The sequence below is a fragment of the Paranoxybacillus vitaminiphilus genome, from assembly GCF_003259935.1.
Taxonomy (GTDB): Bacteria; Bacillota; Bacilli; order Bacillales; family Anoxybacillaceae; genus Paranoxybacillus; species Paranoxybacillus vitaminiphilus.
This window is the reverse complement of record NZ_QLMH01000003.1, coordinates 1-21,388: the sequence shown is the minus strand read 5'-3', so window position 1 is coordinate 21,388 and position 21,388 is coordinate 1. Positions and strand designations below refer to the sequence as shown.

Annotated in this window: 14 protein-coding genes, 14 tRNA genes and 1 pseudogene; 5 read left to right on the top strand and 24 right to left on the bottom strand. The window is 41.6% G+C overall.

The genetic code is table 11. The features are described 5' to 3' along the window. Positions 1-39: 39 nt before the first annotated feature. The 5 genes from B0I26_RS04890 to B0I26_RS04870 all read right to left on the bottom strand — a co-directional run bounded on the left by B0I26_RS04890 (position 40) and on the right by B0I26_RS04870 (position 6,514). Complete coding sequence (locus tag B0I26_RS04890) at positions 40-1,521, bottom strand: o-succinylbenzoate--CoA ligase (protein ID WP_111644349.1); 1,482 nt, start codon at positions 1,519-1,521, stop codon at positions 40-42. 229 nt (positions 1,522-1,750) lie between these two features. Next, on the bottom strand, positions 1,751-2,569 hold the full coding sequence (menB, locus tag B0I26_RS04885; protein ID WP_111644348.1) for a 1,4-dihydroxy-2-naphthoyl-CoA synthase: 819 nt from the start codon (positions 2,567-2,569) through the stop codon (positions 1,751-1,753). Between the two features lie 14 nt (positions 2,570-2,583). Beyond that, positions 2,584-3,384, bottom strand: a complete 801-nt coding sequence (gene menH / locus B0I26_RS04880; protein ID WP_111644347.1) for a 2-succinyl-6-hydroxy-2,4-cyclohexadiene-1-carboxylate synthase — start codon at positions 3,382-3,384, stop codon at positions 2,584-2,586. Further along, on the bottom strand, positions 3,381-5,138 hold the full coding sequence (gene menD / locus B0I26_RS04875; RefSeq protein WP_111644346.1) for a 2-succinyl-5-enolpyruvyl-6-hydroxy-3-cyclohexene-1-carboxylic-acid synthase: 1,758 nt from the start codon (positions 5,136-5,138) through the stop codon (positions 3,381-3,383). The genes menH and menD overlap by 4 nt, the downstream gene beginning before the upstream one ends. Next, positions 5,135-6,514 carry an isochorismate synthase gene (locus B0I26_RS04870; RefSeq protein ID WP_111644345.1) on the bottom strand — a complete coding sequence of 460 codons (1,380 nt, stop codon included), beginning with the start codon at positions 6,512-6,514 and terminating at the stop codon, positions 5,135-5,137. Before B0I26_RS04870 ends, menD begins: the two co-directional genes overlap by 4 nt. A 269-nt stretch (positions 6,515-6,783) precedes the next feature. On the opposite strand from B0I26_RS04870, the gene B0I26_RS04865 reads away from it, so the two are divergent. The 3 genes from B0I26_RS04865 to B0I26_RS04855 all read left to right on the top strand — a co-directional run bounded on the left by B0I26_RS04865 (position 6,784) and on the right by B0I26_RS04855 (position 9,612). Continuing rightward, on the top strand, positions 6,784-7,722 hold the full coding sequence (locus B0I26_RS04865) for a 1,4-dihydroxy-2-naphthoate polyprenyltransferase (protein WP_111644344.1): 939 nt from the start codon (positions 6,784-6,786) through the stop codon (positions 7,720-7,722). Between the two features lie 204 nt (positions 7,723-7,926). After that, on the top strand, positions 7,927-8,688 hold the full coding sequence (locus B0I26_RS04860; protein WP_111644343.1) for a yteA family sporulation protein: 762 nt from the start codon (positions 7,927-7,929) through the stop codon (positions 8,686-8,688). Positions 8,689-8,817: 129 nt separating this feature from the next. Continuing rightward, entirely contained in the window at positions 8,818-9,612 is a 795-nt protein-coding gene (locus tag B0I26_RS04855; protein WP_111644342.1) for a TIGR00266 family protein, read from the top strand. A gap of 102 nt (positions 9,613-9,714) precedes the next feature. Here the strand turns inward: B0I26_RS04855 and B0I26_RS04850 are convergent, their stop codons facing one another. The 5 genes from B0I26_RS04850 to glgB are packed head-to-tail and all read right to left on the bottom strand — an operon-like array spanning position 9,715 to position 17,639. Continuing rightward, positions 9,715-12,120: a glycogen/starch/alpha-glucan phosphorylase gene (locus B0I26_RS04850; protein WP_111644341.1), complete on the bottom strand. Its 2,406-nt coding sequence runs from the start codon at positions 12,118-12,120 to the stop codon at positions 9,715-9,717. Further along, the gene (gene glgA / locus B0I26_RS04845) at positions 12,110-13,561 is read right to left on the bottom strand and encodes a glycogen synthase GlgA (RefSeq protein WP_111644340.1); all 1,452 of its coding nucleotides are present in this window, start codon (positions 13,559-13,561) and stop codon (positions 12,110-12,112) included. Before glgA ends, B0I26_RS04850 begins: the two co-directional genes overlap by 11 nt. Beyond that, positions 13,558-14,586 carry a GlgC family sugar phosphate nucleotidyltransferase gene (locus tag B0I26_RS04840; RefSeq protein ID WP_111644339.1) on the bottom strand — a complete coding sequence of 343 codons (1,029 nt, stop codon included), beginning with the start codon at positions 14,584-14,586 and terminating at the stop codon, positions 13,558-13,560. The genes glgA and B0I26_RS04840 overlap by 4 nt, the downstream gene beginning before the upstream one ends. Then, complete coding sequence (locus tag B0I26_RS04835; protein WP_111644338.1) at positions 14,579-15,745, bottom strand: glucose-1-phosphate adenylyltransferase; 1,167 nt, start codon at positions 15,743-15,745, stop codon at positions 14,579-14,581. Before B0I26_RS04835 ends, B0I26_RS04840 begins: the two co-directional genes overlap by 8 nt. Continuing rightward, positions 15,696-17,639, bottom strand: coding sequence for a 1,4-alpha-glucan branching enzyme (glgB, locus tag B0I26_RS04830; protein ID WP_111644337.1), 1,944 nt, complete (start codon positions 17,637-17,639; stop codon positions 15,696-15,698). Before glgB ends, B0I26_RS04835 begins: the two co-directional genes overlap by 50 nt. A 231-nt stretch (positions 17,640-17,870) precedes the next feature. Here glgB and B0I26_RS04825 point away from each other — a divergent pair, with 231 nt between their 5' ends. Continuing rightward, complete coding sequence (locus B0I26_RS04825; protein ID WP_111644336.1) at positions 17,871-18,872, top strand: cation diffusion facilitator family transporter; 1,002 nt, start codon at positions 17,871-17,873, stop codon at positions 18,870-18,872. 509 nt (positions 18,873-19,381) lie between these two features. Then, positions 19,382-19,660, top strand: a pseudogene (locus tag B0I26_RS18965) (transposase); the annotation flags it as partial. A gap of 125 nt (positions 19,661-19,785) precedes the next feature. Here the strand turns inward: B0I26_RS18965 and B0I26_RS04815 are convergent. The 14 genes from B0I26_RS04815 to B0I26_RS04750 all read right to left on the bottom strand — a co-directional run bounded on the left by B0I26_RS04815 (position 19,786) and on the right by B0I26_RS04750 (position 21,371). Continuing rightward, positions 19,786-19,857 (bottom strand) — tRNA-Glu (locus B0I26_RS04815). A 22-nt stretch (positions 19,858-19,879) separates the two neighbouring features. Further along, positions 19,880-19,972 (bottom strand) — tRNA-Ser (locus B0I26_RS04810). A gap of 6 nt (positions 19,973-19,978) precedes the next feature. After that, a tRNA-Asn gene (locus tag B0I26_RS04805) sits at positions 19,979-20,050 on the bottom strand. 181 nt (positions 20,051-20,231) lie between these two features. Next, a tRNA-Ile gene (locus tag B0I26_RS04800) sits at positions 20,232-20,308 on the bottom strand. 11 nt (positions 20,309-20,319) lie between these two features. Continuing rightward, positions 20,320-20,393: transfer RNA gene (locus B0I26_RS04795), tRNA-Gly, on the bottom strand. Positions 20,394-20,402: 9 nt separating this feature from the next. After that, positions 20,403-20,478: transfer RNA gene (locus B0I26_RS04790), tRNA-His, on the bottom strand. Positions 20,479-20,484: 6 nt separating this feature from the next. After that, positions 20,485-20,560: transfer RNA gene (locus B0I26_RS04785), tRNA-Thr, on the bottom strand. A gap of 157 nt (positions 20,561-20,717) precedes the next feature. Continuing rightward, a tRNA-Phe gene (locus tag B0I26_RS04780) sits at positions 20,718-20,793 on the bottom strand. A 12-nt stretch (positions 20,794-20,805) separates the two neighbouring features. Further along, positions 20,806-20,881, bottom strand: a tRNA-Asp gene (locus B0I26_RS04775). Between the two features lie 15 nt (positions 20,882-20,896). Next, positions 20,897-20,973: transfer RNA gene (locus B0I26_RS04770), tRNA-Met, on the bottom strand. A 39-nt stretch (positions 20,974-21,012) separates the two neighbouring features. Then, positions 21,013-21,105, bottom strand: a tRNA-Ser gene (locus B0I26_RS04765). 17 nt (positions 21,106-21,122) lie between these two features. Next, a tRNA-Ile gene (locus tag B0I26_RS04760) sits at positions 21,123-21,199 on the bottom strand. Between the two features lie 8 nt (positions 21,200-21,207). Beyond that, a tRNA-Met gene (locus tag B0I26_RS04755) sits at positions 21,208-21,281 on the bottom strand. A gap of 14 nt (positions 21,282-21,295) precedes the next feature. After that, positions 21,296-21,371: transfer RNA gene (locus B0I26_RS04750), tRNA-Ala, on the bottom strand. Between the last annotated feature and the right edge of the window lie 17 nt (positions 21,372-21,388).

Below are 21,388 nucleotides of genomic sequence, written 5' to 3'. Positions count from 1 at the left end.
TGGATCCAGCCATTGCATAGACACGTGATATAAATTTTTTTATTTTGTCCCCCCGCTCTTTGGAATCAGTTCTGCCAATTTACGCCGCAGCAATTTTTTCGCAGCATTTCGCGGCAGCTCTTCCACAAAATAAATCTGTTTTGGCACTTTATATTTCGCCAGTCTTTCTTTACAAAAACCGCTTAATTCCTCTGCTGTTACTTCGCAGCCCTCTTTTAGTTTCACGAACGCACAAGGTATTTGTCCCCACTTTTCATCGGCCATTCCTGTCACTCCCGCTTCCTCGACCGCTTCATGCGAAAGCAGAACGGCTTCAATTTCCGCCGGATAAATGTTTTCTCCGCCTGAAATGATTAAATCGGAACGACGATCTAACACATAAAGAAATCCTTCTTCATCCATATAACCAATATCTCCGGTGTAAAACCATCCATCTTTTAACGCTTGTTCCGTAGCATCCGGGCGATTTAAATATCCTTTTGTAACATTCGGCCCTTTGACAACAATTTCTCCCGGCTCATTCGGACGCGCGATTTGACCGTTGTTTTCAATGCGAATTTGCGCCGGAAACAGCGGTTTTCCTGCCGAACCGAGCTTTGTGAAGCTGTATTCCGGTGCAAGCGTTACGATTTGCGATGCTGTTTCCGTCATGCCGTATGTTTGATAGACAGGGATTCTTTTATCACGGCACGCCTCTAAAAGCGGGTTCGGCGCAGGTCCGCCGCCCAACAACATGCAGCGAAACGTGTCAGGATATGTACGTTCGCCAAGCTCTGAAAGCATTTGCTGAAGCATCGCACTTACAACGGACATGATTGTCGCTTTTCCTTGAATAAGGATATCGTTCGCTTTTTTCGCGTCAAATCCGTGCATCACGTACACGCTTATTCCGTAAATGACGCTTCTCATTAAAATCGAAAGTCCGCTAATATGAAAAAACGGAACGGCTGCAAGCCAGCAGTCTGTTTCCCGCAATCCTAAATTCAATGCCGAACCAACTGCGCTCCACCAATGGTTTCCGTACGTTTGCAGTACTCCTTTCGGCTTTCCAGTCGTGCCCGACGTGTACATAATTGTCGCCGTATCATCTAAATGATATTCTTGCTGCAATCGACATTCTTGTTCCGGCAAGGAGAGAAGCTCGCTTGTTTTTACAATGCGAATATGCGAAAAATCGCTTATTCGCTCTGCCAGCTCATCATCAACGAGTAAATATTTCGCTTGGCTATCCTCCAATTGCCAGGATAATTCGCTCGAAGTTAGCCTTGTGTTTTGCAACAAAACAATCGCACCAATATAATGAAGCGCATGGATGATTTCAATCATATCAATGCTATTTTTCATTAACAAGGCAACAATATCGCCTTTAGAAATCCCTAAGCCGGCAAGCTGACGCGCCCTTTTTAAAACCGCATCGTGCAGCTCAGAAAAAGTCTTTTTTCCTCCATCATATTGAACAGCGGTGCGATCAGGCGTTAAAAACGCTCGCTGCATTAACCAATTTGGCATCGATGTTTGCATCGAACCCCTCCTTACAAAGAAACAGCTTGATGATTACCATCAAGCTGTTCTTAAAAAATGAAGAAAGTAACGAAATACAAAACGAATCGCGGCGCCTCCGCTTTTCTTATTGTCTAGCTCCAGCGCCTAGCTCTCTTGCGCCAAATAACCTTCGCCCTTGAGGTGGTAAACACCTCAGCGTGCGAAGAACATTTGGCTTCGAGAGCTGATCGCGGCGCCTCCGCTTTTCTTACGGGAAGCGCGGAAATTGTTTGAAGTTTGGCTTGCGCTTTTCTTTAAACGCGTCACGTCCTTCTTTCGCTTCGTCTGTTGTATAGTAAAGCAATGTCGCGTCTCCAGCTAGCTGCTGAATGCCCGCTAAACCATCTGTATCCGCGTTAAATGCGGCTTTTAAGAAGCGGATGGCCGTTGGGCTTTTCTCAAGAATTTCCTGCGCCCATTTCACCGTTTCTTCTTCCAGCTGTTCTAATGGCACCACTTTGTTCACGAGCCCCATTTCCAGCGCTTCTTGCGCATTGTATTGACGGCATAAATACCAGATTTCACGCGCCTTTTTATGACCGACAATGCGCGCTAAATAACCAGCGCCATATCCGCCGTCAAAGCTTCCTACTTTTGGTCCTGTCTGACCGAAAATCGCGTTATCCGCAGCAATCGTTAAATCGCAAACAACGTGTAAAACGTGGCCGCCGCCGATCGCATATCCGGCAACCATCGCAATGACCGGTTTTGGGATAACGCGGATTAAGCGTTGCAAGTCTAATACGTTAAGACGAGGGATTTGGTCTTCACCGACATAACCGCCATGACCGCGCACTTTTTGGTCACCGCCGGAGCAAAACGCTTTTCCGCCTGCGCCTGTTAAGATGATAACGCCGATGTTTGCATCATCACGTGCGTAAGAAAACGCATCGATCAATTCCATAACCGTTTTCGGCCGAAACGCATTATGTACTTCCGGACGGTTAATCGTAATCTTGGCAATGCCGTTGTATGTTTCATATAAAATATCTTCATACTGTCTTTCCGCTACCCATTCAATTGCCACAAGCTTGTCCTCCTTTATATAAACTCATCTACTATTTTAGCAAAAATCTCCGGTTGTTCCACATGAATTGCATGTCCGCTGTCAGAAATTTGCGAAACAACCGCATTTGGCATGAAACGCGCCATTTCCGAAGCAATCCGACAAAATTTTTCATCTAACTCCCCGCATATAAGCAGCGTCGGCATCTTCAATTCCGAGAGTCGATTCCACCAAGATGGTTGTTTTCCTGTTCCCATGCCGCGTAAACTATTGGCCAATCCTTTTGCATTATTCCGTAAACGCTCCGTCCGAATACGCTCCTGCACGATTTGCGGCAGCCTTTTTTGTGTAGAAAATAGCGGAATATTCTCCCACTTTTCAACGAAATGCTTTATACCATATGTTTCAATTTCGAGAGCAAGCGCCTCATCGCTCTTTATGCGCGCACGCCGTTCCTCATCGCTCTTTAGCCCTGGAGAGCTGCTTTCTAAAATTAATTTGTTTACCCGATGTGGATAAAGAATCGCAAATGTTAAAGCAAGCCGCCCTCCCATTGAATATCCCAATACATTCGTTTTCTCAATGTTGAAATACTGTAAAATTCCCGCTAAATCCGCAGCTGCCCGTTCTATCTTGTACCGCTCGTGCTCATCAGGAGAATCCGTTAGCCCGTGTCCGATAATGTCAACCATTATTAACTGTTTATCATCTTGCCATTTAGGAATAAAACTTTTCCACGTTTCCACACTTCCTGTAAAACCGTGAAGTAAAAGAAGCGGCTCTCCCTTTCCATAAATTTCTACGTAGTAAGAAACATCGTTAACGACAATTTTCATGCCTTTCTCCCTTTTTCCAGAAATTCCGATATTTCCAGGGAAACATTTTCCCATAACCGGCGATGTTTTTTGACATTTTCCTGTCTTAATGTACATACTTCAATGACATGTAATCCTGCAGCCGAAAAAGAACTGGCGACACTTTTTCGGAATTGGCTCCATGTATCTGCCTTAGTATAATTGCCGTCATACATACGTACTATATGTTCAAATTGTAGGTTCGTCGGCGTACCAAATAATAATTCAAAATGCCTTTCTTGTTTTGCCTGCGGTAAAAATGAAAATATTCCGCCTCCATTATTATTAATGACAATAATAGTCGCATTTAATTTGTGTAATTTTGCCGCGAGCAGACCGTTTAAATCATGATAAAATGACAAATCACCAATAACAAGCACAAGAGGATCGCCTGTCACACTGGCTCCTAATGCGCTCGAAACAACACCATCAATTCCATTCGCACCGCGGTTTGCCATTATGCGAATATTTTTATCCGTTGCCATAAAAAACGTATCTGCATCGCGAATCGGCATACTGTTTCCAACAAATAAAATCGATTTTTCTGGGAGCAGCTGCGCTAACTCAATAAATACTTTTCCTTCAAACATTTCTTCGTCTTTGCCAGCTTCCAGCAATGCCGTTTTAGCCATTTTATTTACATCCTGCCATAGTTTTGCCCAATCGCTTTGTTTCTTTTTTGGTTGTGCTAATTCAACTAATTGGTTACAAAAATCGGTTTCATCACAATGAATCATGTAGGAAGCATTAAGGGTCGGTTCACGCCAGCCTCCATCACCATCAACGACGATTTGCTCAATTGCTGTATTATTTTTTAACATTAATGTTAACGGTTTGGAAACGGGCATGGCACCGAAGCGAATAATCACTTCCGGCATCAATGTACGCATCGCTGTTTCGTTTTTCAAAATGGCATCATAACTTTCAACAATATATTCCTTTGAATGTGCCCCACTGCGAAGATGAGAGAGAGGATCAGCTAGAATTGGATAGTTGAGTGTTTCCGCAAGTTTTACGACCGCCTCAGCAAAGTGAGGTTTGTCGATCTCTCCGCAAATAATCAGCCCTTTTTCAATTCCAGCAAGCCGCTCGTAAATGAATTGGAACTGCTCTCGTTCAAGCGTTCTTTTCCCAATGGAAACTTGAATATAAGAAGGCTCTTTCCGCTCAATTTGTGTCCAAGTTTGTTCGGTTACATTTGGAACGAGAGGCTCGCGCAGCGGAAAGTTTAAATGTACCGGTCCTGCTGGAGCAGTCATTGCGATTGCCGCTGCTCTTGCTGCCATTGTCCGCGCATAGCGAAGCATTTCTTTCGATCCCTCAGGTAATGCCATTTCCACAAACCATTTTGCGTGTTTCCCATATATATTAAACTGGTCAATTGCTTGCGGTGCCCCTACATCCCGAAGCTCATGCGGACGATCTGCTGTTAAAACAATGAGCGGAACACGCGCATAATATGCTTCCACTACAGCAGGAAAATAGTTAGCAACAGCTGTCCCCGATGTGCAAAGAAGCGCAACCGGTTTTCGTTTCGCCTTTGCCATTCCAAGCGCAAAAAAAGCGGCAGACCGCTCATCAATATTCATATGAACTTTTATGTCCGGATGCTCTGCCATCACAATCGCAAAAGGGGTAGAACGTGACCCTGGACTGACAACCACATCGGTGATTCCGACTTTTGTTAACTCATCGACAAAAGCGGATACATACAATGTCAAATGATCATTATTCATTTTTCGCTTCCCCCTAACGCCGACAGCATCGGCTTAAACTTTACTCTCGTTTCTTCATATTCGCTGAGCGGATCCGAATCTCCAACAACACCGCAACCGGCAAAAATCGAAGCCTCATTTCCTTGCAAAAGCCCGGAACGAATCGCTACAGCAAACTCGCCGTTTCCATTTGCATCTAACCAACCGATCGGAGAGGCATACCAGCCCCGGTCAAGCGGTTCAATTTCCCGAATCTTTTGAAGCGCTTTACTCCGTGGAGTACCGCCTAAAGCTGGAGTAGGATGCAGCCGCTCTACAAGGGAAAGAAGCGAAATTGGCTGCCGGCTGAAGCCTCTTACCGGTGTATACAAATGTTGTATATCTCTCATTTTTAATAAGGATGGTTGATCTGGAATGATTACCTCGTCACATACCTTCAGCATCGCTTCCTTTATCATATCCACTACAAACCGATGTTCATGAAGGTTTTTGGAATCTTGAAGCAGCCAGTTGCCGAGTTCTTCATCTTCTTTTAACGTCTTTCCTCTGCGAATCGAACCAGCCAGACATGTCGAATAGCACATATCATCGTCTTTTTTGACAAGCTGTTCAGGAGAAGCCCCGAGAAAACAATCGCTTCCGCTTTCAAAAGCAAATATATAACTAAACGGCTGTTGTTCACGAAGCCTTTTTAATACAACTGTCGGATTGATTCGTTTATCAAACAATAGACGTGCTTCACGCGCTAATACAACTTTTCCAAGTTCTCCGTTGCGAATATCAGAAGTTGCTTTCGTCACTGCGGTCAGCCATTCATCTTTCTCTATTTCAAACATTTTTACACATGTTGCATTATGTTTATACGGGACAATCGTTTCTTGCTGCAACAAAGCTAACATCTGTTCAATTCTCAGCAATTCCTCTTCGTTATTTTGTGTTGGAATGGTAATCGTAATCGAGCTTTCTCCTTTCACGTTCGATAACAACATCATCGGAACAATCATTTTCGCTTCAGGAAAGTTTACCCACCGTTTTGTTTTTGCTTTTAATGGATCAAAAGAAAATCCGCCAAACAATAAAGGACCTCGTCCCTTTTGGTCAAACAGCACCTGTTCAATAAAACGCTTCCATTCCCGTTCAACTTCTGCGAAACGGTTTTCATGATGCCGAGCTTCAATTGAATAGGTGCACCCTAATCCAACATAAACCGCTTCATTAACAGGATCCGACCAAAAAAAACGTTGTCCAAACGAAAATTTTTCCCCTAAATGAAAAAAGCGAAGAGGATCTACGCTGTCCGTTTTTTCATTGACGCTAATAAACGATGTGTTGGCATTTGCCATTTTCATCATCATATGCAATTGTTCTTGAATTTTATTTGTATATAAAGTAACCACCGTAATCCCGCTTTCTTCCGTACTAAACTTTTTTCAAACGAAAAATAACCTATCTTAAGATACAATGCTCGAAAAACAGTGTCAACACGGCCAGAATAATGAGAAAAGCTCTTTATTTTTATTATAATATTCCTTTATATAGATAGGAAATAATTTATACACGATTTAAAACCCGAAAAAGATTGACACCTTTTTCCCCTTTACCTACACTTATTTTGAGCGTTTTTTTAAGCTCAAATTTACTTTATCCTAATGCGAGGGGTATGATTATGATATCACCATTGCGGTCTCAATCTGAGCTTTCGACAGCAAAATATAGAAGAGATTGGCGCGTTTGGTGGAGGCTTTTTCGACCACATACATTAACAGCTGCTTTTGTTCCTGTTTCTATCGGTACAGCGTTGGCCATTCATGTAACAAATATCAATATTCCGCTATTTGCCGCTATGCTTATTGCTTCTTTATTAATCCAAGCGGCGACGAACATGTTTAACGAATATTATGACTATAAACGCGGATTAGATAATGCTGAATCTGTCGGGATTGGCGGTGCCATTGTCCGCGACGGCATTGAACCGAAAACCGTTCTTTTGCTTGCGTTTTCCTTTTTTGGCATAGCAATGCTGCTCGGCATTTATATTTGCGCCAATAGCAGCTGGTGGTTGGCTTTAATCGGTACGATTTGCATGGCGGCTGGGTACTTTTATACAGGCGGTCCTGTCCCGATCGCCTATACACCGTTTGGCGAACTGGCAGCCGGTTTTTTCATGGGGATTATGATCATTTTAATTTCGTTCTTTATCCAAACCGGAGAAATAACATTGCTTCCTGTACTTGTCTCCATTCCGATTGCGGTTTTAGTCGGAGCCATTTTGTTAGCCAATAACATTCGCGACCTTGACGGCGACAAAAAAAGCGGTCGAAAAACTCTGGCTATTTTAGTTGGACGTACAAACGCCATTCGCATTCTTGCAGGTATGTTTGTCGTTTCATTTATATGGATGATTGGTTTAGTCATGATAAAGCTCGTTTCTCCGTGGACACTGATTGTATTTTTCAGCGTGCCTAAAGCAATTGTTGCGGTTAAAGGATTTGTCGGCAAAACAAAACCGATTGAAATGATGCCGGCGATGAAGGCAACAGCGCAAACAAATACGCAATTCGGCTTTTTATTAACGATTGGTTTACTGATAAGTTATTGGTTTTAAAAGGGATTGACCTAAAAGTAATGTGTTTAGATCTCACAATTACAATATAGTACTTAATACGGGAGAGTGCATTAAAGTACTGTGTATTGTACATGTGAGATCAGACACTTATGGTTGGTCTCTTTTTCTTTTTGCTTATGTTTTCTTGTTTTCAGTGAATAATACATCATGTAGATTCTTAATTCATGGAAGGAGAAGACACTCATGTTAACAAAACAACAATTATCGACCTTCCGCAGCAGACTGCTAAAGGAAAAAAAGGAAATAGAAGAACGTTTAATCGCTAATGATCACTTCGGTAAAGAACGAAGCCATGCTCACGACGCAGTCGGTGAATTATCGAGTGCAGATAATCATCCGGGTGATGAAGGCACGGAATTATATGAGCGGGAAAAAGATATCGCTTTAAATGAACTTGCAGAAAAGGAATTAAAAGATATTGAACACGCCCTTCAAGCGATGGAAAACAGAACATACGGAACATGTAAAGTATGCGGTAAGGACATTCCTTATGAACGATTGGTAGCATTACCGACAACAACATTTTGTAAAGAACATAGTCCTGACCAATTTGTCTCCCATCAACGTCCACTCGAGGAAGGAGTATTAATGCCTCCTTTCGGTAAATTTGATTTTGATGACCGTGATGCAGTCATGTATGATGCTGAAGATTCATGGCAGGATGTCGCCCGCTTTGGAACATCGGAAACACCGTCTGACTTAGGAAAAGATGTTGATCATTATAACGATATTTATACAGAATCAGAGGAAAATATCGGTTATGTAGAAGACTTCGAAAATTTTGCTGCGGTTGATATTTACGGAAAAGAGGTAACGATTTATCCAAATATGCAGCATGAACAATTCGAAAAAACTCTTGACGAAGAAGGAATCATGTCCAACATCGGCGATTTACCTGCATATGAAAAAGACACTTATACAGAAGAAGCCGAAAGAAGATATTAATTGATGCAAAGGCCATCAAGCTGCATAAACCGGCGGCCATGGTCTTTCTTAATTTTTTTGAAACGAAAAGGGATTACGATCCGTATAGAGAATATATACATTGCAGAAAGCTAAATAGAGGTGAAATAAATGAACGCACATGAAATCGATTATCAACTGTATGGAGATGATATGCAGTTTGTTGAAATCGAATTAGATCCGCAAGAAAGCGTCATTGCAGAAGCTGGCGGCATGATGATGATGGAAGACGGCATCGAAATGGAAACGATTTTTGGAGATGGAACTGATTCCGGTAAAGGCTTTTTTGGCAAGCTCGTTGGTGCCGGCAAACGTCTTTTGACAGGCGAAAGCTTATTTATGACTGTTTTTACGAATAACGGGTCAGGAAAACGGCGTGTTTCTTTTGCGGCTCCTTATCCCGGAAAAATTATTCCGATGGATTTAAGCGAACTTGGCGGAAAAGTCATTTGTCAAAAAGACTCGTTCCTTTGCGCGGCAAAAGGAGTTTCTGTCGGAATTGATTTTCAGCGAAAGCTCGGCACTGGTTTCTTTGGAGGGGAAGGCTTTATTATGCAAAAGCTCGAAGGAGACGGGCTCGCCTTTTTACATGCCGGCGGAACAATTTACAAACGGGAGCTTCAGCCGGGTGAAAAGCTGCGAATCGATACAGGCTGCTTAGTGGCGATGACAAAAGAAGTAAACTACGACATCGAATATGTCGGAAAAATTAAGACGGCCTTTTTCGGCGGAGAGGGTTTATTCTTTGCGACATTAACAGGACCTGGAACGGTCTGGGTGCAGTCGCTCCCATTCAGCCGTCTCGCTGATCGGATTATTGCGGCAGCACCATCTACCGGAAACCGTTCGGTTGGCGAAGGAAGCATACTTGGAACGATTGGTGATTTTCTAAACGGCGATGATTAATGATAAAAAGAGCTGCCCTAAAAAGCAAAGTGTCAGAGCCCCACAACATAATGTATATATTGTGGATTACATGTGGAGTTAGACACTTATAGGGCAGCTCCTTTATTCCCAAGAAATAGGTTTTATATTCCATATATCGTTTGCATATTCCCGAATCGTTCGGTCGCTTGAGAAATGTCCAGAATGAGCAATATTAATCGCGCTCATTTCTAACCATTTATCGCGTTGTTGATAAGCTTTCTCGACCTTCTCCTGCGCCTCTACATAAGCCGCAAAGTCTCTTAATACAAAATATTGATCATTTTGCGTTAACAGCGAATCATAAATCGGCTCAAAATGATCATATACATTCGGAAAAAAACCGTTTACTAACTGGTCGACAACTTGTTTAATCCGTTTATCGTGATGATAGTATTCATAAGCATGATAACCGCCATTTTGGTAATAACTTATTACTTCATCAGCAGTCATCCCAAAGATAAATATATTTTCTTCTCCGACCAGCTCCAAGATTTCAATATTCGCCCCGTCAAGTGTTCCAAGCGTAACGGCTCCGTTCATCATAAACTTCATGTTTCCTGTACCTGATGCTTCCTTGCTTGCGGTAGAAATTTGTTCACTTACATCAGCGGCCGGAAAAATTTCTTCTGCTAATGAAACACGATAATTTTCTAGAAAAATCACTTTCAACTGCTCATTTGTCTGCCGATCATTATTCACTTTTTCTGCCAGCGAATTAATGAGTTTGATAATCTTCTTTGCATAATAATAGCCTGGCGATGCTTTTGCCCCAAAAATAAATGTTCGCGGATAAATCGAAAAGCTTGATTCCTCTTTTAATCGGTTATATAAGTACATAATATGCAAAACGTTTAATAGTTGCCGCTTATAAGCATGAAGTCGTTTTACTTGCACATCAAAAATCGATGACTCATCAACAACAACGCCTGTCTGTTCATAAATGCGCTGTGCGAGCATTTTTTTTCTTTTTTGTTTAATCGCGGCGAGATTTTGCTTAAATGAAACATCGTATGCATATGGCTTTAAATCAAGCAACTTTTCCGGCTGCTTTATCCATTCATCACCAATCGCATTTGTAATAAGCCGAGAAAGCTCTGGATTCGCCTTCAACAGCCAACGCCGATGGGTAATCCCATTCGTTTTATTATTAAATTTTTCCGGAAAAAACTCGTAAAATAATTTCATTTCTCGATGCTTTAAAATATCGGTATGAATTTTTGCCACTCCATTCACACTGTAGCTGCCGGCAATTGCTAAGTGTGCCATCTTTACGAGTCCGTGGGCGATAATCGCCATCTCCTCAATTCTTTTCCAATCCCCGGGATACCGCTCCCATAAATCCCTGCAAAAACGTTCATTAATTTCTTCGACAATCATGTAAATGCGCGGCAATAACGGCTGGAAAATATAAACCGGCCACTTTTCAAGCGCCTCCGATAAAGTGGTGTGATTCGTGTAGGAAATCGTGTTCGTCGTAATATGCCAAGCATCTTCCCAGCTCATTCCCTCTTCATCGAGCAAAATCCGCATCAATTCTGGAATCGCTAATACCGGATGTGTATCATTGACATGAATGGCGACATGTTTATGGAAATCATATAAATGTCCGTACTTATGGCGATAAGTCCGTACAATGCTGCCAAGACTGGCCGCAACAAGAAAATATTGCTGTTTTAAGCGCAATATTTTTCCTTCATCATGCGTATCATCTGGATATAAAAACTCAGAGATGGATTCAGTCTCACGTTTGTACTGCATAATATTTTTATGAATTGGGAACATCTTTGCCGGCTCTGCACTCCAAAGCCGCAATGTATTTACTGTCTTCGTATCATAGCCAATCACCGGCATATCATAAGGCACGGCCATCACTTTTTCCGCATCGATATGGCGGAAAGTAAGACGCCCCTTTTCCTGCGAAACTTCGACTTTCCCCCAAAAATTTACCTCAACCGCTAAATCTGCTTTTCTCACTTCCCATACGTTTCCATTGCGCAGCCACTGCTCCGGCAGTTCCACTTGATAACCATCGACAATTTTTTGCTCAAACAATCCATGCTTGTAACGTATCCCGCATCCGTGCCCAGGTAAATTTAACGAGGCAAGCGAATCTAAAAAACAAGCGGCAAGGCGGCCAAGACCGCCATTGCCAAGTCCAGCGTCCGCCTCGCTCTCTTCAATTTCCCGTAAATCAATCCCTAGATCTTTCAGACCTTCTTCAACAACATCGCGAATCCCAAGATTAATAAGGTTGCTGCCGAGAAGGCGGCCAAGCAAAAATTCAATCGACAAATAATACACTTGCTTATTGTTTTCAGCGCGATACTTTTCGTTTGTTTGAATCCAATTATTGCTTATATACTCTCGAATCATATTCCCTAACGTATGATATTGGTCGCGCACGGTTGATTCTTCAAACCGTTTTCCACACATCATTTCCAGCTTTTTTGAAAAAACCTCCTTAAATTTCTCTTTGTTAGAGAACATGACTTCCACTCCCAGTTGTTAATTCAGCATAAAGCTGATTGTATTTAAAAGCGGACTGCGCCCAGCTGTAATCGCGGCTCATTGCCGCTTTGACAAGTTTCTCCCACACTTCTTTTTGCTGATAAAACTCAAGCGCCCGCCGAATCGTATACAACATGTCATGGGCATTAAAATTCGTAAAGCTGAATCCGTTCCCTTCTCCAGTGAATTCATTAAATGCTTGAACGGTATCATTTAAACCGCCCGTTTCCCGCACAATCGGAATAGCCCCGTATCGCAAGGCAATTAACTGCCCTAACCCGCACGGTTCAAATTGTGACGGCATTAAAAAAAGATCAGCACCTGCATAAATTTGATGAGCTAATTCCTCATTAAAGCCGATATACACCTTTACCTTGTCAGGATATGTAGCGGCCATTTCATGAAAGAAATTTTCGAACTCCCAATCCCCTGTGCCAAGCACAATAAACTGTACATTCTCTGCAACAATTTCATGAAATACACACTTCACTAAGTCCAATCCTTTTTGCTTCGTTAATCGGGAAACCATTGCTATAACCGGCACATCGTCCTCACTGGAAAAGTCAAAATACTGTTGCAGCGCATTTTTGTTAATTCCTTTGCGCACAATCGTATGCTGGTCATACGGTACAGCAATATAAGGGTCTTTTTTCGGATTATAAATTTCATCATCAATGCCATTTAAAATGCCAATTAAATGGTTTTTTCTTGCTCTTAATAACCCGTCAAGCCTCTCTCCATAATATTCAGTTTGAATTTCTTCCTTGTATGTCGGACTAACGGTCGTAATCATATCAGCGGAAACGAGTGCTGCTTTCATAAAGTTTACATTCCCGTAAAATTCTAGATGATCAATGGTAAAATAACGATCGCTTAAGTTTAATAAGTCCCCTAAAATTTCTCTTGGGAAAATTCCTTGAAACTGGAGATTATGGATTGTAAATACGGTCTTCATACTTTCATAAAAAGAGTTTTGCTTATATTCTTCTCGTAATAAAAACGGAATCATCCCCGTATGCCAATCATGGCAATGAATAAGATCCGGTTTAAACGAAATGGCAGGAAGAGAATCTAACACCGCCCGGCAAAAATACGCAAAACGCTCCCCATCATCGTAATGTCCATATAATGAATCTCTCTTAAAATAATATTCATTGTCGACGAAATAATAGGTAACCCCTTCATGCTCTAATATTTCGATTCCGCAATATTGCCGCCGCCAGCCAACTCTCACAATAAGCTGGGCAATCTTTTTCATTTGTTTCCGATAATGTTCAGAAATAAAGCCATACTTCGGCAGCATGACACGAATATCCGTGCCCAGCCGCTTTAACTCTTTCGGCAATGCCCCGGCAACATCAGCTAATCCGCCCGACTTGACAAATGGAACACATTCTGACACAACAAATAATACTTTCACAGATTCATCAACGCTCCTTGTACGGTTCCTTTGCGAATGACAAACGGCTGCCGCGCTGTACCTCGCAATGTCACACCGTTTTCCACTTTTACATCTTTATCAATAATGACACAGTCTAACTCACAGTTTTCACCAATTTGACTTTTTTGCATAATAATGCTGTTTTTAATGACTGTTCCTTTTCCTACTTTCACTGCCCGGAAAATAATGCTGTTTTCAACATGTCCTTCAATCATGCATCCGTTCGCAATCATTGAATTTTTTACAACTGCTTCACCCGTATACTTCGTCGGCGGTTCATCTTTTACTTTCGTATAAATAGGACGTAGCTTATCGAATAGCTGTTTCCAAATCATTGGATGCAGCAATTCCATACTATGGGCAAAATAGTTGTCAATCGAATCAATAACTGCAACATATCCACAATATTCATAATCACAAATTTTTAATTGATGGCGATGATCACGAACTACATCAACAATGCTCATATACCTTGTTTCATTGCGATTAATAATTAAATCAAGAAGAAGAGAAGTTTCCAAAATAAACATTTCAAGCGATTTGCCTTGATGGCGTATTTCTGTAATATCACACTCATTTTCAATATGACGCTTGAGCACCATTTGATAGTCGATATTGCAAACGGTATAACTGTTGCAAATTAAGGCATATTTTTGCTTGCTTCTTAAAAAATAATCAACATGTTGTTCAAAATGCTCAAATGCTCCAATATGGTCATAAGGCATATTTAAATCTGGAGACGGAAAGAAAAAAAGGCCGTCTCTTTTCCGGTTTAAATCCCAGTTCTTTCCCGAACCTAAATGGTCCATTAGCGAACGATATTGATATTTAGGAAAAATGGCCACACTTTCAATTCCTGAGTTAACCATATTCGATAATACAAAATCAATTAACCGATAACGTCCTGCAAATGGAATCGCCGCAATACAACGATTGATCGTTAATGGTTCAAGCGCATCAATATATTTGGTCGCATCAATGACACCAAGCATCGTTTTATTCACCGCTGCTCATCCTTTCCGGTTCCTGCTTTTCCAATAACTCTTTCGTAACGAGAATAATTTCATCAAATGACTGCTCCGGACGAATAATGGTACCATTAGGAATCTCAATATTTGATGGAACAATTGCTTTTTCAATATAAACATTTTCACCAACGACAGCGTCTGGCATAACTACAGAATCTTTGACAATAGACCCTTTACCGATATGGACGCCTTGGAATAGTACGGAATGTTCAACGGTTCCTTCAATGACACACCCCTCGTTAATCAGCGATTCCGTGACAATTGCATCATGTGCAATATATTGTGGCGGCTGATTTGGATTGACGGAATAAATACGCCATGAATGATCAAATAAATTAAGTTCACAATCTTCCTTTAACAAATCCATATTTGCTTCCCACAAACTTTTGACTGTTCCGACATCTTTCCAATATCCTCTGAAAGGATAAGCGACTAATCTTTTTTTCTCTTCCAATAAAAGCGGAATGACATCTTTGCCAAAATCATGGCTTGATTCCGGATTGCGGCTGTCCATTTCTAAATATTCTTTTAAAATCGACCAATTGAAAATATAAATCCCCATTGAAGCAAGGTTGTTTTTTGGATTTGCCGGCTTTTCTTCAAACTGTAAAATTTCCATATTTTCATTTGTATTCATAATGCCAAATCGGCTTGCTTCAGACCACGGCACTTCGATGACGGAAATCGTTACGTCCGCATTTTTTTCAATATGATAATCAAGCATTTTCGAATAATTCATTTTATAAATATGGTCGCCGGAAAGGATGAGCACATATTCAGGAGCATATTGCTCAATATAATTAAGATTTTGATAAATAGCGCTTGCTGTTCCTGTATACCATTTTACTTCCGAAGACTCGGCATAAGGCGGCAGAACAGTAACTCCCCCATTTCTTCTGTCTAAATCCCATGCGCTGCCGATCCCAATATAAGAATTTAAAACGAGCGGCTGATACTGCGTTAACACACCAACCGTATCAATTCCTGAGTTTGTGCAGTTGCTTAATGTAAAATCAATAATTCGATATTTTCCTCCAAAAGGTACCGCCGGTTTAGCGAGATTTTTTGTTAATGAGCTTAACCGGCTACCTTTTCCCCCGGCGAGCAGCATGGCGACGCACTTCTTTTTCAGCATGTTTGCTTCTCTCCCCTCGTTTTCTCATTGGGCGTAAAATCGTTATGCCAAACGGCGGAATCGTGAGACTGATATGATACGGCTTTCCATGGAACGGCTCTGCAACAGCAGCAATCTCCTTTTTATTTACTTGACCGGAACCGCCAAAACGTTCATCATCGCTGTTTAACGCTTCTTTATACTTCGTAAGCAACGGAACGCCAACTTTATAGTTGTGATAGACTGCATCTGTAAAATTACAAATGACCACAAGCAAATCACTATCTGTTTTTCCTTTGCGAACAAAAGAGAAAATACTTTGTTCCGCATTATTGACGTCAATCCATTCAAATCCATCTCGAGAATGATCAAGTTCGTATAGAGATTTTTGACGCTTATAAAATTTCAATAACGCTTTAACATATGCATTCATTTTTTGATGCATGTCAAAATCAAACAACATCCAATCTAATTGCTCTAAATCTTTCCATTCATCAAACTGCCCAAACTCTCCGCCCATAAACAATAACTTTTTCCCTGGATGCGTTGCTAAATACCCATATAACAAGCGGAGTTGGGCAAACTTTTGCCAATAATCACCCGGCATTTTATTTAGAAGCGATTTTTTTCCATGAACAACTTCATCGTGGGAGAATGGTAAAATAAAATTCTCGGAGTAAGCATATAGAAGGGAAAATGTTACTTTATGATGAAGAGATTTACGCTCATTTGGATTGGCCTTCATATACGTAAGAATATCGTTCATCCATCCCATGTTCCATTTATAATTAAATCCTATTCCACCTTCATACGTTGGAGCCGTTACTTTTGGCCAATCCGTTGAGTCTTCTGCAATCATCAAAATTGTAGGATCATGAGCAAATACAGTTTCATTCAGCTTTTGCAAAAATGAGATAGCATACGGATTTTTATGCAATGCATCGCTGTTAGGCCAATATAACATATTGGCTACCGCATCAACACGAAAGCCATCAATATGAAAATACTCCATCCAAAATAACGCGTTTGAAATAAGGAAACTGCGCACTTCGGGCTTCCCTAAATCAAAATTAGCCGTTCCCCATACAGGATTTTCTCTATCTTGCATATTGGTATATTCATATGTCGGCTCACCGTCAAACATATATAAACCGTGTTCATCTTTACAAAAATGTCCGGGAACCCAATCGAAAATCACACCAATTCCTGCCTGATGGCAGCGGTCGATAAATGCCATAAAGTCATGCGGTGTGCCATAGCGGCTCGTTGCTGAATAATATCCCGTTCCTTGATACCCCCATGAACGGTCATACGGATGTTCAACGACAGGCAGCAATTCAATATGAGTGAAACCGTGCTCTAATACATATGGAATCAGTTCATCCGCTAACTCTTCATACGTATAAAAACGGCCATCTTCTTTCTTTTTCCATGAACCTAAATGAACTTCATAAATAAACAAAGGCTGATGATATACGCTTTTTTGCTTTTTTTTCCGCTGCCACGCCCGATCATTCCATTCATATCCGGCGAGATTGTATATGATCGACGCCGTATTGGGCCGAACTTCTGAGTAAAAAGCATACGGATCCGCTTTTAATAATACTTGTCCATTTCTTGTAACGATTTCATATTTGTATAGATGCCCCTCAAGATTTTCCGGCACAAAAAGCATCCAAACACCTTGATCACTTATTTTAGTAAGTTTATGATTGGCACCATTCCAATCATTAAAACTTCCAACTACACGAACTTCCTGGGCGTGTGGAGCCCACACACAAAATCGTGTTCCCATCACTCCGTTCTCATGAATCATATGCGCTCCAAACAGCTGATAACTTTTATAAAAAGTTCCTTCATGAAACAAATGAATTTCGAAATCAGCAGGATTGGCTGCTATCAAAAAGCATCGCATCCTTTCCTAAAATTTTTCACGATTGATATATGTATTCAACAAACAAAGTTAAATTCCTTGATAAAAATTTGTATATTTTTTGACACTTTTCAACACAAATTCCATAACTTATATATTGGGAAAGAAAATCATTTCTAATATCTATAAAATTGTCATTTGCATTTTAGATAAAATTAGCATATATTTATAATAAATATTTAATTATAATTATTATAAATAAAGAGGTGCATTATGATTCATTACGATTACCATCATCTTCCCCATGTGAAAGTACAAAATAAATCAAAAAGAACGCTTTGGATTACACTTATATTAACTTTGTTTTTTACACTTATTGAGATTATAGGCGGCCTCATTTCTAACTCTCTTGCCTTACTCTCTGATTCAGCCCATATGGCATCAGATGTTTTGGCACTTAGTCTCAGCATGATTGCACTCCACCTAGCTACACGGCCGCCAAATAAAACATTTACCTTTGGGTATTTACGCTTTGAAATCATTGCCTCGTTTTTAAATGGTCTGGCTCTAGCCGTCATTGCAATTGGAATTTTTATAGAAGGAATTCGGCGCTTCATTCATCCCGAAAACATTGATTTTCAACTGATGATCATCGTTGCTTCGATCGGATTAGTAGTCAACCTTGTGTTAACAATCGTCCTTAGTCGAAGTACAAAAGAAGAAGAAAACTTGAACATAAAAAGTGCATTATGGCATTTCATCGGTGATCTTCTCAGCTCAATTGGCGTCATTATTTCAGCTGTTATCATCTATTTCACTGATTTCTATTTCTTTGATCCGTTAATTAGCATGGTCATCGGTACAATCATCTTTACAGGCGGAGCAAAAATCATTCGTGAATCGTATCTCATTTTAATGGATTCTGTTCCAGAACAGTTCAATCTTGATGAAATCCGCGCTGATATCAGCAATGTAGAAGGGGTAGAGGATGTACACGACATGCACCTATGGGCTATTTCATCGGATCATTATTCGTTAACTGCCCATGTTTTCATTAACGAAAACATGCAGCCTCTCTGCATCATCTTAGCCATCAACGAGATGTTGGAAAAAAAGTATGGCATTAAACATACGACGATTCAAATAGAACATGCCTCCCTTCACAATCACGGCGAATATGGGAAACAGTTTCTTCTGTACAAAAACAAGTCATATGAAGGAGAAGAGGCACTAAAAACAAGAAACGCTGCTGCAGCGAACAGTAAGCAAAAATAAAGAAATAGTGTAACCGACAAGTAAAATGGGTTCTTACGCTCTTGTAGTGAATAATTGAGAATAAAAAATCCGAAAAAACCCAACAAAAAAGGGGCTGTCCAGAAAGTGAATAAAAACTGACTTTCTGGAGCCCCTTTTGAATTTTTTATCAAAAAACAAACAAAAAAATCGTCCTATCCTGTAAAATGAAAGTACCCCTACCAACACTACAGAAAGGACGATTTTTTTATAAGTAATCATACGACTACTAATGAAAATTATAACACGCAATTAACCCTTCCTCTAGAGGTAAAAAAAGAAAACATTCCTTCAAAAAAACAAGTAACCCCTAAATTCAAACCTTACAATCACTGTCAAGTTCAAGTCATCTTCGATTTAGAAGCACTCATTCCTGAACACCATGTCGCACGTGTCATCGATGAAATGATAGAAGCGATACCGGATGAACAATTATTTCAATATTATCCGGGTGGTGGTCGAAATCCGTTTCACCCCAAAATGATGTATGTGAAGATTGTACGGGGTGCCCACTAAAACCTCAATGTACAAAAGCCAAAGGAAATCGTCAGGTACATATCAATTCTGTATATGAAGAAATGAAAGCAAAGGCAAAAGCAGCCCTTGAATGTGACAACGGAGCCACAATCTATTCTCGACGTAAAGTAGAAGTCGAAAGCGTGTTCGGTCACATCAAGGGCAACCGGTCGTTCCACGGATTTTCATTGCGGGGACTCGACAAGGTACACGTCGAGTTTGGAATTGTGGCTTTAGCCCACAACATACTGAAAGTAGCTGGCGGATGCCTGCTACTTTCAGAGAAAACACGAAAAAGCACAAAGGCAAGTGGAGAAAAACGATCAGTTTTTCTCCACTTGCCTCATTTTTTGGGACTTATCAGACAGCCTCTTTTAAATGACCCGTACGGGATTCGAACCCGTGTTACCGCCGTGAAAGGGCGGTGTCTTAACCACTTGACCAACGGGCCATATATGAATTTCCTGACGCACTGGCGGAGAAGGCGGGATTTGAACCCGCGCGCCGCGAAACCACGACCTAACGGTTTAGCAAACCGTCCCCTTCAGCCACTTGGGTACTTCTCCCGATAACTCCGCAAGTAGGATTCGAACCTACGACCTACCGGTTAACAGCCGGTTGCTCTACCGCTGAGCTATTGCGGAATAATAACCAAAACAAAAACTCGTATTTTAAAAAGTATAATAATTTATTTTTCAGTATTTTTCAGTATCGCCACTGCCTCTTCCTCTACTAGCTATCTCGAAGAAGTTCGATGCGTCGAGGCAACTCGTAGCAAATTCGCTGAAGCAATGCTCGTCGCTGAGCTATTGCGGAATATCTATATGGTGGGCCTAAGTGGACTTGAACCACCGACCTCACGCTTATCAGGCGTGCGCTCTAACCAGCTGAGCTATAGGCCCAAAGCCTTATATGGAGCGGGTGATGGGAATCGAACCCACGACATCAGCTTGGAAGGCTGAGGTTTTACCACTAAACTACACCCGCTCGCTTTTATGGGGCGACTAGTGGGAATCGAACCCACGCATGCCAGAGCCACAATCTGGTGCGTTAACCACTTCGCCATAGCCGCCATCAATGGTGCCGGCTGCAGGACTTGAACCCGCAACCTACTGATTACAAGTCAGTTGCTCTACCAATTGAGCTAAGCCGGCGTATTTATAACCTACTCTACAACTTAATTATAAAACTTACAATTTTCCGCCCCACTCTCAGAATGCTTATTCAAGAAGCAGCTCGAGTGGTGCGCTGTAGCTATTTCAAAGAAGCTTATTCGGACGTGCTCTACCAATTGAGCTAAGCCGGCATAAATGGTGGCTCGGGACGGAATCGAACCGCCGACACAAGGATTTTCAGTCCTTTGCTCTACCGACTGAGCTACCGAGCCAGCTATAACAAATGGCGGTCCCGACGGGACTCGAACCCGCGATCTCCTGCGTGACAGGCAGGCATGTTAACCACTACACTACGGGACCAACATATTATGTATTTGGTTGCGGGGGCAGGATTTGAACCTGCGACCTTCGGGTTATGAGCCCGACGAGCTACCAGGCTGCTCCACCCCGCGGTAATAAAAAATTATAACAATTTACAATACATATTAACATGGCGGAGGAGGAGGGATTCGAACCCCCGCGCGCCTTTCGACGCCTCTCGGTTTTCAAGACCGACCCCTTCAGCCAGACTTGGGTACTCCTCCACATAATATAGTTAACATGGTGGACCTTGTAGGACTCGAACCTACGACCGGACGGTTATGAGCCGTCTGCTCTGACCAGCTGAGCTAAAGGTCCGAATCTAGTAGCGGCGGAGGGAATCGAACCCCCGACCTCACGGGTATGAACCGTACGCTCTAGCCAGCTGAGCTACGCCGCCACAATATTTATTCTTGGTGGAGCCTAGCGGGATCGAACCGCTGACCTCCTGCGTGCAAAGCAGGCGCTCTCCCAGCTGAGCTAAGGCCCCACATTTTTATAATGGTC

Bases quoted from the DNA above. Each gene is read 5' to 3' on its own strand.
- B0I26_RS04855 (WP_111644342.1), top strand. From the start codon at position 8,818: ATGAACGCACATGAAATCGATTATCAACTGTATGGAGATGATATGCAG.
- B0I26_RS04835 (WP_111644338.1), bottom strand. From the start codon at position 15,745: ATGCTGAAAAAGAAGTGCGTCGCCATGCTGCTCGCCGGGGGAAAAGGT.
- B0I26_RS04850 (WP_111644341.1), bottom strand. From the start codon at position 12,120: ATGTTCTCTAACAAAGAGAAATTTAAGGAGGTTTTTTCAAAAAAGCTG.
- B0I26_RS04890 (WP_111644349.1), bottom strand. From the start codon at position 1,521: ATGCAAACATCGATGCCAAATTGGTTAATGCAGCGAGCGTTTTTAACG.
- menD (WP_111644346.1), bottom strand. From the start codon at position 5,138: ATGAATAATGATCATTTGACATTGTATGTATCCGCTTTTGTCGATGAG.
- B0I26_RS04860 (WP_111644343.1), top strand. From the start codon at position 7,927: ATGTTAACAAAACAACAATTATCGACCTTCCGCAGCAGACTGCTAAAG.
- B0I26_RS04825 (WP_111644336.1), top strand. From the start codon at position 17,871: ATGATTCATTACGATTACCATCATCTTCCCCATGTGAAAGTACAAAAT.
- B0I26_RS04865 (WP_111644344.1), top strand. From the start codon at position 6,784: ATGATATCACCATTGCGGTCTCAATCTGAGCTTTCGACAGCAAAATAT.
- glgB (WP_111644337.1), bottom strand. From the start codon at position 17,639: ATGCGATGCTTTTTGATAGCAGCCAATCCTGCTGATTTCGAAATTCAT.
- menH (WP_111644347.1), bottom strand. From the start codon at position 3,384: ATGAAAATTGTCGTTAACGATGTTTCTTACTACGTAGAAATTTATGGA.